Consider the following 14,348-nt stretch of genomic DNA (forward strand, 5'->3'; position numbering starts at 1 on the left):
GATGGCCGAGACCCGCGTCCTGCAGGGCGCCGGTGCCGGTCTGGGCACCATGCTCAAGGCGGCGCTGCCCGCCGTTCCGGGCGTCAACCAGCTGCCCGGCGTCCGGAAGCAGGGTGGCGCGCTGCCGGAGCTGACGCTGCGCCGCGAGCAGGTCCGGATCGACGCCGGGCACGTCCGCGCCTACGCCGACGTCTGTGGCTTCGAGCACCGCGACGTGCTGCCACTGCCCTACCTGCACATGGTGGCGTTCCCGCTGCACATGGCGTTGATGACCGACCCGGCGTTCCCGTTCCCCGCGATCGGCACGGTGCACCTGGAGAACCGGATCGACCGGCTGGTGCCGCTGGCCGCCGATGCCGTGGTCGACGCGGAGGTGCGGGCCACCAACCTGCGTGCCCACGCCAAGGGCCGGATCTTCGACCTGGAGTCGAGGATCACCGCCGACGGCGAGACCGTGTGGTCGTCGGTCTCCACCTACCTGCGGCTCGGCCGCGGCGATGCGGAGAACGGCGAGCGGGGCACCGAGTTCGCGCCGGCACCGAGCGGCGCCGCGACCTGGCGGCTCGGTGCCGACCTCGGCCGGCGCTATGCGGCGGTCTCCGGTGACAGCAACCCGATCCACCTCTATCCGCTGACCGCCAAGGCGCTCGGCTTCCCGCGCCAGATCGCGCACGGCATGTGGACCAAGGCACGAGCGGTCGCGACCATCGAGAACCGGCTCCCGGACGCCGTCAGCGTGGCGGTGGGCTTCAAGAAGCCGATCCTGCTGCCCTCGACGGTGCGCTTCGGCTTCCGCTCGGGCAGCGAGGGTGTCGACTTCGGCGTCACCACCCTGAAGAACGGATCGCCGCACCTGCTCGGTCACACCCGAGCGCTGTGAGCGCGGTGGCTCAGGAGGTCTGACGCTTGCGGATCAGACCCTCCTGGGCCACGGTCGCGACCAGCTCGCCGTCCTGACTGAAGACCCGGGCCAGCACCAGACCGCGTCCGCCGCCGGCGGCCGGCGAGTGCTGGTCGTAGAGCCACCACTCGTCGGCGCGGAACGGGCGGTGGAACCAGATCGTGTGGTCGAGTGAGGCCACCTGCATGCCCCTGCTCGCCGTGGTCAGACCGTACGGCACCAGTGCCGCGCTGATCAGCGTCATGTCGCTGGCGTAGGTGAAGGCCGCGACGTGCTCGAGCGGGTCGTCGGAGAGCCGGCCCTCGGTCTTCACCCAGACCTGCGCCCGCGCCGGGCGGTCGCCGTCCTCGGAGACGCCGCCGACCTTGGTGTTGCCCAGGTAGCGGACGTCGAGCGCCGCCCACTCCTCCTCCCACTCGCCGAGCCCCTCGGTGGCGCCGCGGGAGCGCAGCACGTCGGGGAGGCTGAAGCCCTCCTCGGGCGGCCGGACGGCGGGCATCGTGTCCTGGTGCTCGAGACCCTCCTCGGGGACCTGGAAGTTCGCGGTGAGCATGTAGATCGGGCGGCCGTGCTGACGGCCCACCACGCGCCGGGTCGCGAAGGAGCGTCCGTCGCGCAGGTTCTCCACGTCGTAGATGATCGGCACGGCCGTGTCACCGGGGCGCAGGAAGTACGAGTGCAGCGAGTGCACGGTCTTGCCGGGGGTGGTGCGCGCCGCGGCGATCATCGCCTGGGCAGCGACCTGCCCGCCGAAGACGCGTTGCAGGGACGTGGACGGCTGACGGCCGCGGAACAGATTGACGTCGAGGTCCTCGATGTCGAGCAGCTCCTGCAGCTCACGGGTCGAACTGGGCAAGCCGGTGCCTCTCTATTCCTGGTTCTCGGGGCCGTCGAGGCCGGCGAGGAAGCGTTCGAACTCGGCGCCGATCTCGTCACCGCTGGGGAGATCCTCCTTGTCCGCAAGGAGGTTGAGGCCCGCGGACTCCGCATGCTGGAAGCGGTCGTACTGCGCCTCCAGCCCGGCGACGATCTCGCCGACCTCCGGATTGTCGCCGAGGTAGGTCTGGAACTTCTTGTGGTCGATCTTGGCGTCCACCAGGAGCGCGTAGGTGTTGAGGTTGAGACCGATCTCGTTGTCGATCTCACGCCCCAGCGCGATCGCGCCGTCGTTGAAGTCGAACTGCGCCAGGTAGTGCGGCACGTGCAGCACCAGGCCCTGCACCGGGATGCCGCGCTCCCCCAGCCGGATCGCCAGCATCGCGTGCACCGAGGCCGGCACCCGCAGCTCGCCCTTCCACATCGACAGGCCAGAGCGCAGCCCCTCCATGTTGGCGTGCCGGGTGACCATCAGCGGCCGCGTGTGCGGGGCGGCCATCGGCACCGAGTCGAGGGTGAGCACCTTGCTGACCCCGAGCGCCCCGATCAGCTCGCCCACCGCCTCGGCGAACGCCTCCCAGCGCATGTCCGGCTCCGGGCCGGTCATCAGCAGGAACGGCTCGTGGTCGCTGTCGTCCATCAACCGCACCACGATCCGCGGCGCCTCGTAGTCACGGTAGTGGTCCACCTCGAAGGTGATCGCCGGCCGCCGCGCGCGGTAGTCGTGGAAGGAGTCGATGTCGAAGGTGGCCACTACCGGGCCCGGGTCCTGGTCGACGAGATGGTCGGTCAACAGCGTGGCAGCGCGCCCCGCGTCGAGGAACCCATCGAGACCGATCACCAACGGCAGCGCATCATCCGGGTCCAGATCATCCGCCACGTCGTCGACGATGTGTACGTACCTCACACCGACTCACCCTCCTCCGCAGGCCCCGTGGCCTGCGCCGCGATAACCCTCACCGGGATGTCTTTGTTCCCGCCAGGCGACTGTGACGAACGCTATAGGCGAAGTAGACGACGATGCCCAGCGCCATCCAGATCCCGAAGCGCAGCCAGGTGCCCGCCGTCAGGTTGAGCATCAGGTAGAGGCAAAGCAGGACCGAGAGGGTCGCGACCACGCCGACGGCCGGTGTCCGGAAGGCACGGGGCAGATCGGGCCGGGTCCGCCGCAGCACGACCACGCCGATGCTGACCAGCACGAAGGCGAACAGCGTGCCGATGGAGACCAGGTGACCCAGCGTCTCGAAGCCGACGAAGCCACTCATCCCGGCGACCACCAGGCCCGCGCCGATGGTGGCGACGTAGGGCGTGCGGTAGGTCGGGTGGACCTTCGCCAGTGGTGCCGGCAGCAGACCGTCGCGGGCCATCGCGAAGGCGACGCGCGTCTGGCCCATCAACAGGATCAGCACCACCACGGTCAACCCGATGCAGGCGCCGACCGAGATCACGTCGCCCATCCAGGGCAGGCCCACCGACTCGAAGGCGGTGGCCAGGGGTGCCGCATCGGCCGGGTCGATGTCGGTGTAGTTCTGCATCCCGGTGACCACCAGGCTGACCGCCATGTAGAGACCGGTGACGATCGCCAGCGACCCGAGGATGCCGATCGGCACGTTGCGCTGCGGGTTGTAGGTCTCCTCCGCGGTGGTGGCGACGATGTCGAAGCCGAGGAAGGCGAAGAAGACCACGGCGGCTCCGGCCACGATCCCACCGACGCCGTAGACGGCCGGCTCCATCCCGAACAGCGAGGTGATCAGCGGTTGGTTCCAGAAGCTGTCGTCGCCGCTCGGCGCAGGCTGAGCGTCGGGGATGAACGGCGTGTAGTTGCCGAAGTCGATGTAGCGGGCGCCGACCAGGACGACCAGTCCGACGACGGCGAGCTTGATCGCCACGACGACCTGGTTGATCCGGCTGGAGAGCTTGATGCCGAGGACCAGGACCCAGGTGACCAGCAGCGCGATCAGCACGGCCGGCAGGTTGATCCAGCCGTTCTCCGCCGAGGCGAGGGAGGCAGGGACCTCCAGTGCCGTGCCCTCCAGCAGGTTCTGCAGGTAGCCGGAGAAGCCCACGCTGAGGGCGGAGGCGCCGACGGTGAACTCCAGGACGAGGTCCCAGCCGATGATCCAGGCGATCAGCTCGCCGAGGGTGGCGTAGCTGAAGGTGTAGGCGCTGCCGGCCACCGGGAGGGTCGAGGCGAACTCGGCATAGCAGAGTGCGGCCAGCGCGCAGGCGGCACCGGCCACCAGGAACGACAGGGCGATGGCGGGACCGGCGTTCTTGGCCGCCACCTGCCCGGTGTAGACGAAGATTCCGGCGCCGATGATGACGCCGACTCCGAAGATGATCAGGTCCCAGGGGCCGAGGTTGCGGCGCAGCTGGTGCTCGGGATCCTCGGTGTCCGCCAGCGACTGCTCCACGGACTTGGTGCGCAGGAACTCCATGGCATCCGAACCTAGCCGAAGCTACCCGAAGATCGACGTGATTCTGGTGCCCGTGGCGCGGGCCAGTTCGATTTCACCGATTCCGAGGACTCGGCGGATCACCTCGTCCTGATCGCTGCTGTGCGTGCCGTCCCCAGCACGCATCGCGTCGAAGAGCCGCCACAGCGTCGGCTCCCCGTAGGTGTCGGCGATGTACTCGCAGGCGAACCAGGCCACGCCGTAGTTGGCCGAGGACTCGATGCCGTTGAACTCGGGGTCGGCCGGCAGCGCGTCCAGGCCATGCGCGGCGGCGTCGACGGCGTCGCGGGAGATCAACCGGTCCTGCGGGGCGATCGGTCGCGCCGCGACGTACTCGGCGATGCCCTCGGAGAGCCAGGTGGGCACCCGGTCGTCGAGGCGGCCGAGCGCGACATGGACCAGCTCATGACGGATCAGCCGGCGGCGGGCGTCGTCGTGGCGGCTCACCATCCGCGGGTGCAACAGGAACCGGGTCCCGACGTAGGTCTCGGAGCCCGGAGAGACCGGCACCGGGAAGGCCACGCCGTCGAGCCGGTCCGGCTCCCCGCCCGGCAGATCCGCCAGGCCGGAGAGGAAGTCGGTGCCGGAGAGCCCGTAGACGACGACCCCGGTGCTCCACGGGACGGGCAGCTCGGGGCGGACCGCGGCGACGGCGTCCTCGACGTCCTCGACGATCCGGGCGCCGTCACCGGCGCTCTCGGTGTCGAAGATGCCCAGGACGTCGTCTCCGGGCACCACCTCGATCCGCTCGCTGTCCCACGGCTGCGGGTTGACCCCGTGCTCGGCCTCCCAGTCGGGGTCGTGGGTGGCGGCGAGGCGGAGCACGCCGTCGGCCTCGCGCCGGAACACGAACCGGGCGGGCACCCGCACCGGCCGCTCGTCGTAGCCGGCCAGCTGGATCAGCAGGGTGAGCTCGACCGGGATGCCGCGGGTGCCGAACTCGTCGACTTCCTCGGCACCGATGGAGGTGTTGTCGAGGCGGTAGCCGAACGTGGCCAGGGGCAGGTCCTGAAGGTTCGCGAAGTAGAGTCGCTCCGCGCGGCGCAGCGACGGGTCGTCGACGAGGCCCGCCACGAACGCGGACTCGTTGCCCCGCTTGATCGCCCGCACGCGAGCGCGCAGGGCCTTGCCGATCTCGGTCGACAACTCCTGCGCATGCTGACCGGTGACCTCGTCGGCCGGGTCGCTCCCAAGACCACAACCGGTGCCCAACCCGGCGATCAGGGCCAGGCTGGCGGCGACTCCCTCCCAGCGCCGCCTAGCGCCCCCGGTCCGCATCTACCAACGCCTGGAGATCGGTGGTGGCACTGAGATCGGCCACCATCTCGCGAGCCAGGGACTCTGCGCCCAGGCCGATCCGCTCCAGGATCACGCCGCGCTTGGCGTGGTCCAAGAACTCCTGGGGGATCCCTCGGATGTGCAACGGGGTGTGCACGCCGGCTTCGTTGAGGGTCTGCAGCAGCACGGACCCGCAGCCGCCCACGACTCCGTTGTCCTCGAGGCTCCAGACCCGCTTGTGCCGTCGGGCGAGCTCGATCACGGCCGGGCTCACCGGCTTCACCCAGCGCGGGTCCACGACCGTGACGCCGATGCCCTGGCTCCGCAGGGTGGCGGCCACCTCGACCGCGGTGCCTGCCATCGCACCGACCGCGACGATGAGCAGGTCCTCGGCACCCGCACGGACCAGGATGTCGACGCCGTCGAGGTGATCGACAGCGGGGATCTCGGCCGGCGGCGGGCCCTTCGGGAAGCGGACCACGGTGGGAGCGTCGTCCACCTGGACGGCCTCGTCGAGCAGCTCGTTGAGGCGTGGCACGTCACGCGGAGCCGCCAACCGGAGACCGGGCACGACCTGCAGCAGGGACATGTCCCACATGCCGTTGTGCGAGGCGCCGTCGTCACCGGTGATGCCGGAGCGGTCCAGGACGAAGGTGACGCCGCACTTGTGCAGGGCGACGTCCATCAGCACCTGGTCGAAGGCCCGGTTCAAGAAGGTGGCGTAGACCGCGAAGACGGGGTGCAGCCCGCCCATCGCCAGGCCGGCGGCCGAGGTGACCGCGTGCTGCTCGGCGATCCCCACGTCGAAGGTGCGCTGCGGGAACCGGGCCGCGAAGGCGTCCAGGCCGACCGGGTGCATCATCGCCGCGGTGATCGCGACGACGTCGGGACGTCGGTTGCCCAGCTCGACCATCGCCTCGGAGAAGTGGTCGGTCCAGATCTTGCCCTTGGGCTTCTCCGCGCCGGTCTGCACGTCGAACGGCCCTGGTGCATGGAACTGGTCGGCCTCGTGCCGCAGTGCGGGGTCGTAGCCCTGGCCCTTGCGGGTGATCGCGTGAACGATCACCGGGCCGCCGAACCGCTTGGCCTGGCCGAGTGCCTGCTCCATCGCCGCGCGATCGTGCCCGTCCACCGGACCGACGTACTTGAGGCCGAGATCCTCGAAGAGCCCCTGCGGGGCGAGGGCGTCCTTCATCCCCTTCTTGACCGCGTGCAGCGCCTCGTAGGCGGCCGGACCGACCCCGGGCACCGCGTTCAGCCGCCGCTTCACCTGCTCCAGCACGACCTCGTAGCGCGGGTTGGTGCGCAGCGAGGTGAGCGCGGTGGCCAGGCCGCCGATGGTCGGGGTGTAGGAGCGCTCGTTGTCGTTGACCACGATCACCAGGCGGCTGGACTTGGCGATCGCGATGTTGTTGAGGGCCTCCCAGGCCATGCCACCGGTCAGCGCGCCGTCGCCGATCACGGCGACGACATGGCGATCCTCGCCCTTGATCGCGTAGGCCTTGGCGAGGCCGTCGGCGTAGGACAGTGCCGTGGAGGCATGGGAGTTCTCCACGATGTCGTGCTCGGACTCGGCCTGGCTGGGGTAGCCCGACAGGCCCCCCTCGCGGCGCAGTGTGCCGAACTGCGCCGCTCGGCCGGTGAGCAACTTGTGCACGTAGGTCTGGTGGCCGGTGTCGAAGACGAGCCGGTCGCGGGGCGAGTCGAAGACGCGGTGGATGGCCATGGTGAGCTCCACGACGCCCAGGTTCGGCCCGAGGTGGCCGGAGTTGGTCGCCACCGTCCGGATCATCACGTCGCGGATCTCAGCGGCCAGCTCGTCGAGCTGCTCGGGGCTGAGATCGCGCAGGTCACGCGGCGCCGTGATCGACTCCAGGTAGCCCATGCAGAGAGTCCTCCACGTCTGATCCACGACCGCTCTTGCGGTCACCTGTCGAGTCTAGAGGATGATCTCCACTACCCGAGTGCATGGACGGCGATGGCCGGCTCGTGCAGGCTGCCCATCCAGACCTGGCCGCGATGCTCACGGACGCCGGTGACCATGTGGAAGTGCGGCGAGGCGAGGTCGAGGTCGTGGACCAGCGTGCCGGCGTCATCGAACGCCTGCACCCGGATCGTCCGCTTCGGGGCGGGCTGCACCGCCTCGGGAAGTCGGGTCACCGCGCGACGCAGCCACAGTGGCGCGCGCTGGAGGCGCTCCACCAGCGGGTCGACGGGCGAGGCGATGGTGACCCAGATCAGGCCGTCACTGCCGCGGGCGATGTTGTCGGGATAGCCGGGCAGGCCCTCAACCAGGTAATCGGTCTCGCCGCGGCGGGAGCCGGTGAGCCAGTGCCGCACGACGGTGCGTGCGCCGGTCTCGGCGACCGCCACGTAGCTCTCATCGGCGGCGAGAGCGACGCCGTTGGCGAAGGCGAGGCCGTCGAGCACGACCGAGACCACGCCGTCCGGGGCACGGCGCAGGAGGCGGCCGGTCCGGGTGTTCTGGACGAAGTCGTCCTTCCAGCGCTCGATCCCGTAGCGGGTTGAGGAGTCGGAGAGCCAGATCGTGCCGTCGGCGGCGATCGCCGCGTTGTTGCAGAAGGTCATCCGGTTGCCGGCGACCGCGTCGAAGAGCACCTCGATGGCGCCGGTCGACGGGTCCAGGCGCAGCAGTCCGCGGTGCGCGTCGCAGATCAGCAGAGCACCGTCGTCGAAGAGCTCCAAGCCGAGCGGTCGGCCGTGCGTCTCGCCGACGCGGTCGATCCGCTGACCATCCGCGCTGACCGCGAAGACGGCGCCGTCCTCGGTACCGGTGTAGACGGTGCCGGCGAGTGGGCCGTCGGGCACGACCACGACGTCTTCGGCGCCGAAGCCCGGCACCGGCACCACCCGCAGGCTCATCGCTGCACCAACCCGCGGTAGGAGTCGGAGGCGAGGAACAGGTCGAGGAAGTGGCGCGAGGACGGCGTCAGCGCGAGGCCGGGGATCGCCTGCGGGTCGGCGAAGACCAGCTGCCGGCCCTCGGTGCACCGGATGTCGGCGTCCACCAGGTCGACGTCGGCCATGAAGAAGGCGTGGTCGATCGGCCCGCACTGCGGGCAGTCGTGGCGCTGCTCCAGCCAGGGCACGAGCTCGCCGTCGCGGAAGACCACACCGGTCTCCTCCCACGCCTCGCGGTAGGCCGCGTCGGCGAAGGTCTCCCCCGCCTCCAGGTGGCCGCCGGGGGTGCACCACTGGTTCGCGTGCGTGGGTGCGCCCTCGTCACGCTCCTGGAGCAGGACCCAGCCCCGCTCGTCGACGAGCAGGAAGCACGAGACACGCGGCACGGGCTGGCTCACGTGGCGAGCCTACCCAGCGGGCGGCGTCGTGTCGCGCGGAATCAAGCGTCGCCGAGGGCGGCGTCCAACCGCTCCAGCTTGGCGTCGAGCTCGCCCTCGAAGCCGGGCCGGATGTCGGCCTTGACCACCAGCGAGACCCGCGAGCCGAACGGCGCGACCGCTTCGGTGGCCCGTTTGACGACGTCGAAGCACTCGTCCCAGGTGCCCTCTATCGTGGTGAACATCGGGTCGGTGCGGTTCGGCAGCCCGGAGTCACGGACCACCTGGACCGCCGCCGCGACGGCGTCGGAAACGGAGGCATCGGCACGGCCGGTGCCGCTGGGGGCGACGGAGAAGGCGACGAGCATGGCGCCACCGTCTCATACGGGCAGCCCGGAGACGGGACACGGCCCGTCACCTCGTGAGGTGACGGGCCGCGGCCGGTGGTGCGGTGTGCGCTCAGCCGTTGAGCAGGTTGCGCAGCACGTACTGCATGATGCCGCCGTTCCGGTAGTAGTTCGCCTCACCCGGGGTGTCGATGCGAACCACGGCGTCGAACTCGACCTTGGTGCCGTCGGCCTTGGTGGCGGTGACCTTGACGGTCTTGGGGGTGCGACCCTCGTTCAGCTCCGTGATGCCGGCGAACGAGAACACCTCCTCGCCGGTGAGGCCCAGGCTGTCGGCGTTCTCGCCGGCCGGGAACTGCAGCGGGATGACGCCCATGCCGATCAGGTTCGAGCGGTGGATGCGCTCGTAGGACTCGGCGATCGCGGCCTTGACGCCCAGCAGCGAGGTGCCCTTGGCGGCCCAGTCACGCGACGAGCCGGAGCCGTACTCCTTGCCGGCCAGGACGACCAGCGGGATGCCGGCGGCCTGGTAGTTCACCGAGGCGTCGTAGACGGTGCTGACGGGAGCGTCGGCAGCGTTGTCGGCCAGGGTGAAGTCACGGGTGAAGCCACCCTCGGTGCCCGGCGCGATCTGGTTGCGCAGACGGATGTTCGCGAAGGTGCCGCGAATCATGACCTCGTGGTTTCCACGGCGCGAGCCGTAGGAGTTGAAGTCGCGCTGCTCGACGCCGTTCTCGGCCAGGTACTTGCCGGCGGGCGAGTCCTTCTTGATCGCACCAGCAGGGCTGATGTGGTCGGTGGTGACCGAGTCGCCGAGCTTGAGCAGCACCCGGGCGCCGTCGATGTCGGTGACCGGCGCCGGAGCGTCGGGCATGCCGTCGAAGTACGGCGCCTTGCGGACGTAGGTCGACTTCTCGTCCCACGCGAAGGTGTTGCCCTCCGGGGTGGGCAGCGAGCGCCAGCGGTCGTCACCGGCGAAGACGTCGGCGTAGGACTCGTCGAACATCTCGGTGTCGATCGCGCCGCGGATGGTCTCCTCGACCTCGGCCGGCGACGGCCAGATGTCCTTGAGGAAGACGTCGTTGCCGTCGTTGTCCTTGCCCAGCGAGTCGTTGAACAGGTCGACGTTCATGTTGCCGGCGATCGCGTAGGCGACCACGAGCGGCGGGGACGCCAGGTAGTTCATCTTGATGTCGGGGTTGATCCGACCCTCGAAGTTGCGGTTGCCGGACAGCACCGAGACGACGGCCATGTCGTGCTCGTTCACCGCGGCCGAGACCTCGGGGATGATCGGACCCGAGTTGCCGATGCAGGTGACGCAGCCGTAGCCGACCAGGTTGAAGCCCAGGTCGTTGAGGAACGGCGTCAGGCCGGCCTTCTCGTAGTAGTCCGAGACGACCTTGGAGCCGGGGGCCAGCGTGGTCTTGACCCACGGCTTGGCCTTGAGGCCCTTCTCGACGGCCTTCTTCGCCAGCAACGCCGCACCGATCATCACGCTCGGGTTGGAGGTGTTGGTGCAGGAGGTGATCGACGCGATGGTGACGGCGCCGTTCTCCAGCTGGAAGGTCTCACCGTTCACGGTGACCTCGGCCTTGAGGTCCGGGGTCGAGGTGTAGGTCTTGACGTCCTCGGCGAAGTTGCCGGCGGCCGACGACAGCTCGATGCGGTCCTGCGGACGCTTCGGACCGGCGATCGACGGAACCACGGTGGCGAGGTCGAGCTCGAGCTTCTCGCTGAAGCGGGGCTCAGCCGACGGGTCGTGCCACAGGCCCTGCTCCTTGGCGTAGGACTCGACCAGGGCCAGCTGCTCCTCGGAGCGGCCGGTCAGGCGCAGGTAGTTGACGGTCTCGTCGTCGATCGGGAAGACCGCGATCGTGGAGCCGAACTCCGGGCTCATGTTGCCGATGGTGGCGCGGTTGGCGAGCGGCAGGGCCGAGACGCCGGGGCCGTAGAACTCGACGAACTTGCCGACGACACCGTGCTTGCGCAGCATCTCGGTGATGGTGAGCACGAGGTCGGTGGCGGTCGAGCCCTCGGGCAGGTCGCCGTTGAGCTTGAAGCCGACCACGCGCGGGATCAGCATGGAGACGGGCTGGCCGAGCATCGCAGCCTCGGCCTCGATGCCGCCCACGCCCCAGCCGACGACGCCGATGCCGTTGACCATGGTGGTGTGCGAGTCGGTGCCGACGCAGGTGTCGGGGTACGCCTGGAGCACGCCGCCCACCTCGCGGGTGAAGATGGTGCGGGCCAGGTGCTCGATGTTCACCTGGTGCACGATGCCGGTGCCCGGCGGGACGACCTTGAAGTCGTCGAAGGCGCCCTGGCCCCAGCGCAGGAACTGGTAGCGCTCGCGGTTGCGCTCGTACTCGATCTCCACGTTGCGCTCGAACGCGTCGGGGGTGCCGAAGACGTCGGCGATCACCGAGTGGTCGATGACCATCTCGGCGGGCGCGAGGGGGTTGATCTTGGACGGGTCGCCGCCGAGGTCGGCCATCGCCTCACGCATGGTGGCGAGGTCGACGACACAGGGCACGCCCGTGAAGTCCTGCATGATCACGCGGGCCGGCGTGAACTGGATCTCCTTGTTGGGCTCGGCGTCAGCGTCCCAGGCGCCCAGCGCGCGGATGTCGTCCGCGGTGATGTTGGCGCCGTCCTCGGTGCGCAGCAGGTTCTCGAGCAGAACCTTCAGCGAGAACGGGAGCGACTCGACGTCCACGCCCTCACCGGTGACCTGGTTGAGCCGGAAGATCTCGTACGACTTGCCGTTGACCTCCAGCGCCCCCTTGGCGCCGAAGCTGTCCTGACTGGCCATCAGCCATCTCCTTGTGAAAGTTCGCGGTTTCGCTCGGACCCAGTCTGCCGCTGCCACCAGCGACTCCGGAAGCAAGGTTTGCCTAACTTCCGCGATGCCTAGTCCGTCGATATCTCTCGACATCAAGATACATGAGATCGAGTGAGAACCGGTAACGGCATGCCGTTGCCGAACGACGTCGGTCACGGCCCGAGGTGGCGCATGACCGACGTCGCAAGGGGTGGATCAGCGGCGGATCAGCACCACCACGCGGCGGTTCAGGTCCCGCTGAGAGACCGTGCCACCGATCACGGCCGGACGGCGCTGGCCGTAGCCGATCGCCTTCGTGGCCAGCTTCGGCCGCTTCTGCTTCAACACGGTGCAGACCGTCCTCGCCCGACGCTCGGAGAGCGTCTGCTCGCGGCGGTCATTGCCGGCGTAGTCGGCGTGGCCCTCACAGGTCAGCGCGCGCACGTTGCGCAGGCTGCCGACCAACCGGACCAGCTTCTTGCGCCCGGACGGCGTCAGCCGCGCCGAGTCGTAGCGGAAGAGCCCGGTCAGCTGTACGCCCTGGCCCGCCGCAAGCTGGTGTCCGCGGGCCTTGCCGGCCGGAACCGCCAGCGTGCCGTTGGCGGTGCGGTGCAGGGCCTTGGTGCGCCGGGCGGGTCCCTTCGCGCGCTCGGGCCGCGTCGGCACCGGCGCCAGCTGGGCGCGCTGCTTTCTGGTCAACGGGTCACGGAACCAGTTCACAGGTATGGGCGTGGGCGTCGGGGTCACCACGGGAGCACTCTGCGGCGTCACCGCAGCGGACGGCGCAGACTCCACCGAGTCACCGAAGCTGTTGGTCGCCACCACCGTGAACGTGTGGGCGGTGCCGTTGGTCAGACCGGTCACCGTGCAGGGGCTGGCCGCACAGGTCTTCGTGACATCACCGGGGCTCGCGGCCACGGTGTACTCGGTGATCGCCGCACCCCCGTCCTCGACCGGGGCCGTGAACGATACCGTCGCCTCACCATCACCCGCAACCGCCGACACACCCGTCGGCGCACCCGGCACCGTCACCGGACGCACCGGCGTCACCGCAGCGGACGGCGCAGACTCCACCGAGTCACCGACGCTGTTGGTCGCCACCACCGTGAACGTGTAGGCGGTGCCGTTGGTCAGACCGGTCACCGTGCAGGGGCTGGCCGCACAGGTCTTCGTGACATCCCCGGGGCTCGCGGCCACGGTGTACTCGGTGATCGCCGCACCCCCGTCCTCGACCGGGGCCGTGAACGACACCGTCGCCTCACCATCACCCGCAACCGCCGACACACCCGTCGGCGCACCCGGCACCGTCACGGGCGGCGCACCGTTGAAGGTCATGGTGATCGAGCCGCCAGCGCCGTCACCGGCAACCAGAGCGGGCAGCTGGATGCCGCCGGTGCCCGGTCGGATCGCGATCGCGGCACCGCTCAGGTAGGCCGACGCAAGCGAGGATCCCCCACCGCCGCCACCCGTGTACACGTTCAGGATGCCCTGACTGCCCGCGGCACCGCCGCCACCGCCGCCATATCCCCCGCCGCCGCTCCCACCGGTCGAACCACTCGGGTACGTGCCTCCGGCACCTCCCGCGGCGAGAGTGGCCGCACCCGGGTTGTTGGACGCGCCCGCGGCGCCATTGTTGTAGTTGCCGACGCCGCCCGAACCGCCGACAGCGCCAATGGCGGGCGCTCCCGCTCCGGCGAAGCCAGGGTTCTCGCTGGTGCCTGCCTGACCGGCGTTGCCGCCATCGCCGTTATAGGAGCCGCCACCGCCGGCCCCGGCGATCGCCAGCTTGGCGATCAGGTTGTGGTTGCCGTCGAGGGCGAAGATCCCGGAGCCTCCGCCTCCGTAGCCCAACCCGTTGTTGTTGCCGCCGCCACCTGCGCCGACGATGAGGTACAGGTACTCAGTGCCTGCGGGAAGGGTGAGGTTGCCGGTGACCTGGGCGGCATTGCCGCCGATGTGCTGGCGGGCCGGATAGCCAGCGCCACCGCCACCACCGACCACCTCGACGTCGACGTCGGTCGTGCCGGACGGGACGCCGAGCGTGTAGTTGCCGGACGTCACGCACGAGACCGTGCTGAGGGGCGACGGCGTCGTGCCGTCGGTACACGACGAGCTCGCGGCAGAGGCGCTGGGCGCACTCACCACGACTGCGGCCGATCCGGCGAGGAGCGCTGCCAGCGCGGCGGCGACATGGGGGCGCCGTCCCGCCTGAGACTGCTGCTCACCACGCCGGGAGGGCCGGGAGAAGGGAAGAAGGACCATGTCCAGATTCTTTCAGTATCCAAGCATCTGCCGTCATGCGCGCTAGACCGGACTAGTACCGTCCCGGGACCTTTGAAGGCTGCTCGCCCGGCGGCGAATGAGCGAGAA

Annotated in this window: 11 protein-coding genes; 1 reads left to right on the plus strand and 10 read right to left on the minus strand. The window is 69.7% G+C overall.

The genetic code is table 11. The features are described from left to right. Position 1 precedes the first annotated feature (1 nt). On the plus strand, positions 2-880 hold the full coding sequence (locus tag ABD151_RS02580; RefSeq protein WP_343991025.1) for a MaoC family dehydratase: 879 nt from the start codon (positions 2-4) through the stop codon (positions 878-880). Positions 881-890: 10 nt separating this feature from the next. On the opposite strand, the gene ABD151_RS02585 is transcribed toward ABD151_RS02580, so the two are convergent. From ABD151_RS02585 to ABD151_RS02630, 10 genes are all read right to left on the minus strand, one after another. Then, positions 891-1,757 (minus strand): acyl-CoA thioesterase, encoded by an 867-nt coding sequence (locus ABD151_RS02585; RefSeq protein ID WP_343991027.1) that lies wholly within the window; start codon positions 1,755-1,757, stop codon positions 891-893. Between the two features lie 12 nt (positions 1,758-1,769). Next, positions 1,770-2,684, minus strand: coding sequence for a PAC2 family protein (locus ABD151_RS02590; protein WP_343991029.1), 915 nt, complete (start codon positions 2,682-2,684; stop codon positions 1,770-1,772). Positions 2,685-2,733: 49 nt separating this feature from the next. Beyond that, positions 2,734-4,215, minus strand: coding sequence for an amino acid permease (locus tag ABD151_RS02595; protein ID WP_343991031.1), 1,482 nt, complete (start codon positions 4,213-4,215; stop codon positions 2,734-2,736). A 21-nt stretch (positions 4,216-4,236) separates the two neighbouring features. Further along, on the minus strand, positions 4,237-5,511 hold the full coding sequence (locus ABD151_RS02600; protein ID WP_343991033.1) for a hypothetical protein: 1,275 nt from the start codon (positions 5,509-5,511) through the stop codon (positions 4,237-4,239). Next, positions 5,492-7,396 carry a 1-deoxy-D-xylulose-5-phosphate synthase gene (gene dxs, locus ABD151_RS02605; protein WP_343991035.1) on the minus strand — a complete coding sequence of 635 codons (1,905 nt, stop codon included), beginning with the start codon at positions 7,394-7,396 and terminating at the stop codon, positions 5,492-5,494. The genes ABD151_RS02600 and dxs overlap by 20 nt, the downstream gene beginning before the upstream one ends. A gap of 71 nt (positions 7,397-7,467) precedes the next feature. Next, the gene (locus tag ABD151_RS02610; protein WP_343991037.1) at positions 7,468-8,394 is read right to left on the minus strand and encodes an SMP-30/gluconolactonase/LRE family protein; all 927 of its coding nucleotides are present in this window, start codon (positions 8,392-8,394) and stop codon (positions 7,468-7,470) included. Further along, positions 8,391-8,831 (minus strand): NUDIX domain-containing protein, encoded by a 441-nt coding sequence (locus tag ABD151_RS02615; RefSeq protein ID WP_343991039.1) that lies wholly within the window; start codon positions 8,829-8,831, stop codon positions 8,391-8,393. Before ABD151_RS02615 ends, ABD151_RS02610 begins: the two co-directional genes overlap by 4 nt. A 41-nt stretch (positions 8,832-8,872) precedes the next feature. Further along, positions 8,873-9,178, minus strand: a complete 306-nt coding sequence (locus tag ABD151_RS02620) for a thiamine-binding protein (RefSeq protein WP_343991041.1) — start codon at positions 9,176-9,178, stop codon at positions 8,873-8,875. Positions 9,179-9,269: 91 nt separating this feature from the next. After that, complete coding sequence (gene acnA, locus ABD151_RS02625) at positions 9,270-11,969, minus strand: aconitate hydratase AcnA (protein WP_343991043.1); 2,700 nt, start codon at positions 11,967-11,969, stop codon at positions 9,270-9,272. Between the two features lie 225 nt (positions 11,970-12,194). Next, positions 12,195-14,240 carry a fibronectin type III domain-containing protein gene (locus tag ABD151_RS02630; protein ID WP_343991046.1) on the minus strand — a complete coding sequence of 682 codons (2,046 nt, stop codon included), beginning with the start codon at positions 14,238-14,240 and terminating at the stop codon, positions 12,195-12,197. Positions 14,241-14,348: the final 108 nt, after the last annotated feature.

This window comes from Nocardioides dubius (assembly GCF_039528155.1).
In the GTDB taxonomy this organism is placed as follows: domain Bacteria; phylum Actinomycetota; class Actinomycetes; order Propionibacteriales; family Nocardioidaceae; genus Nocardioides; species Nocardioides dubius.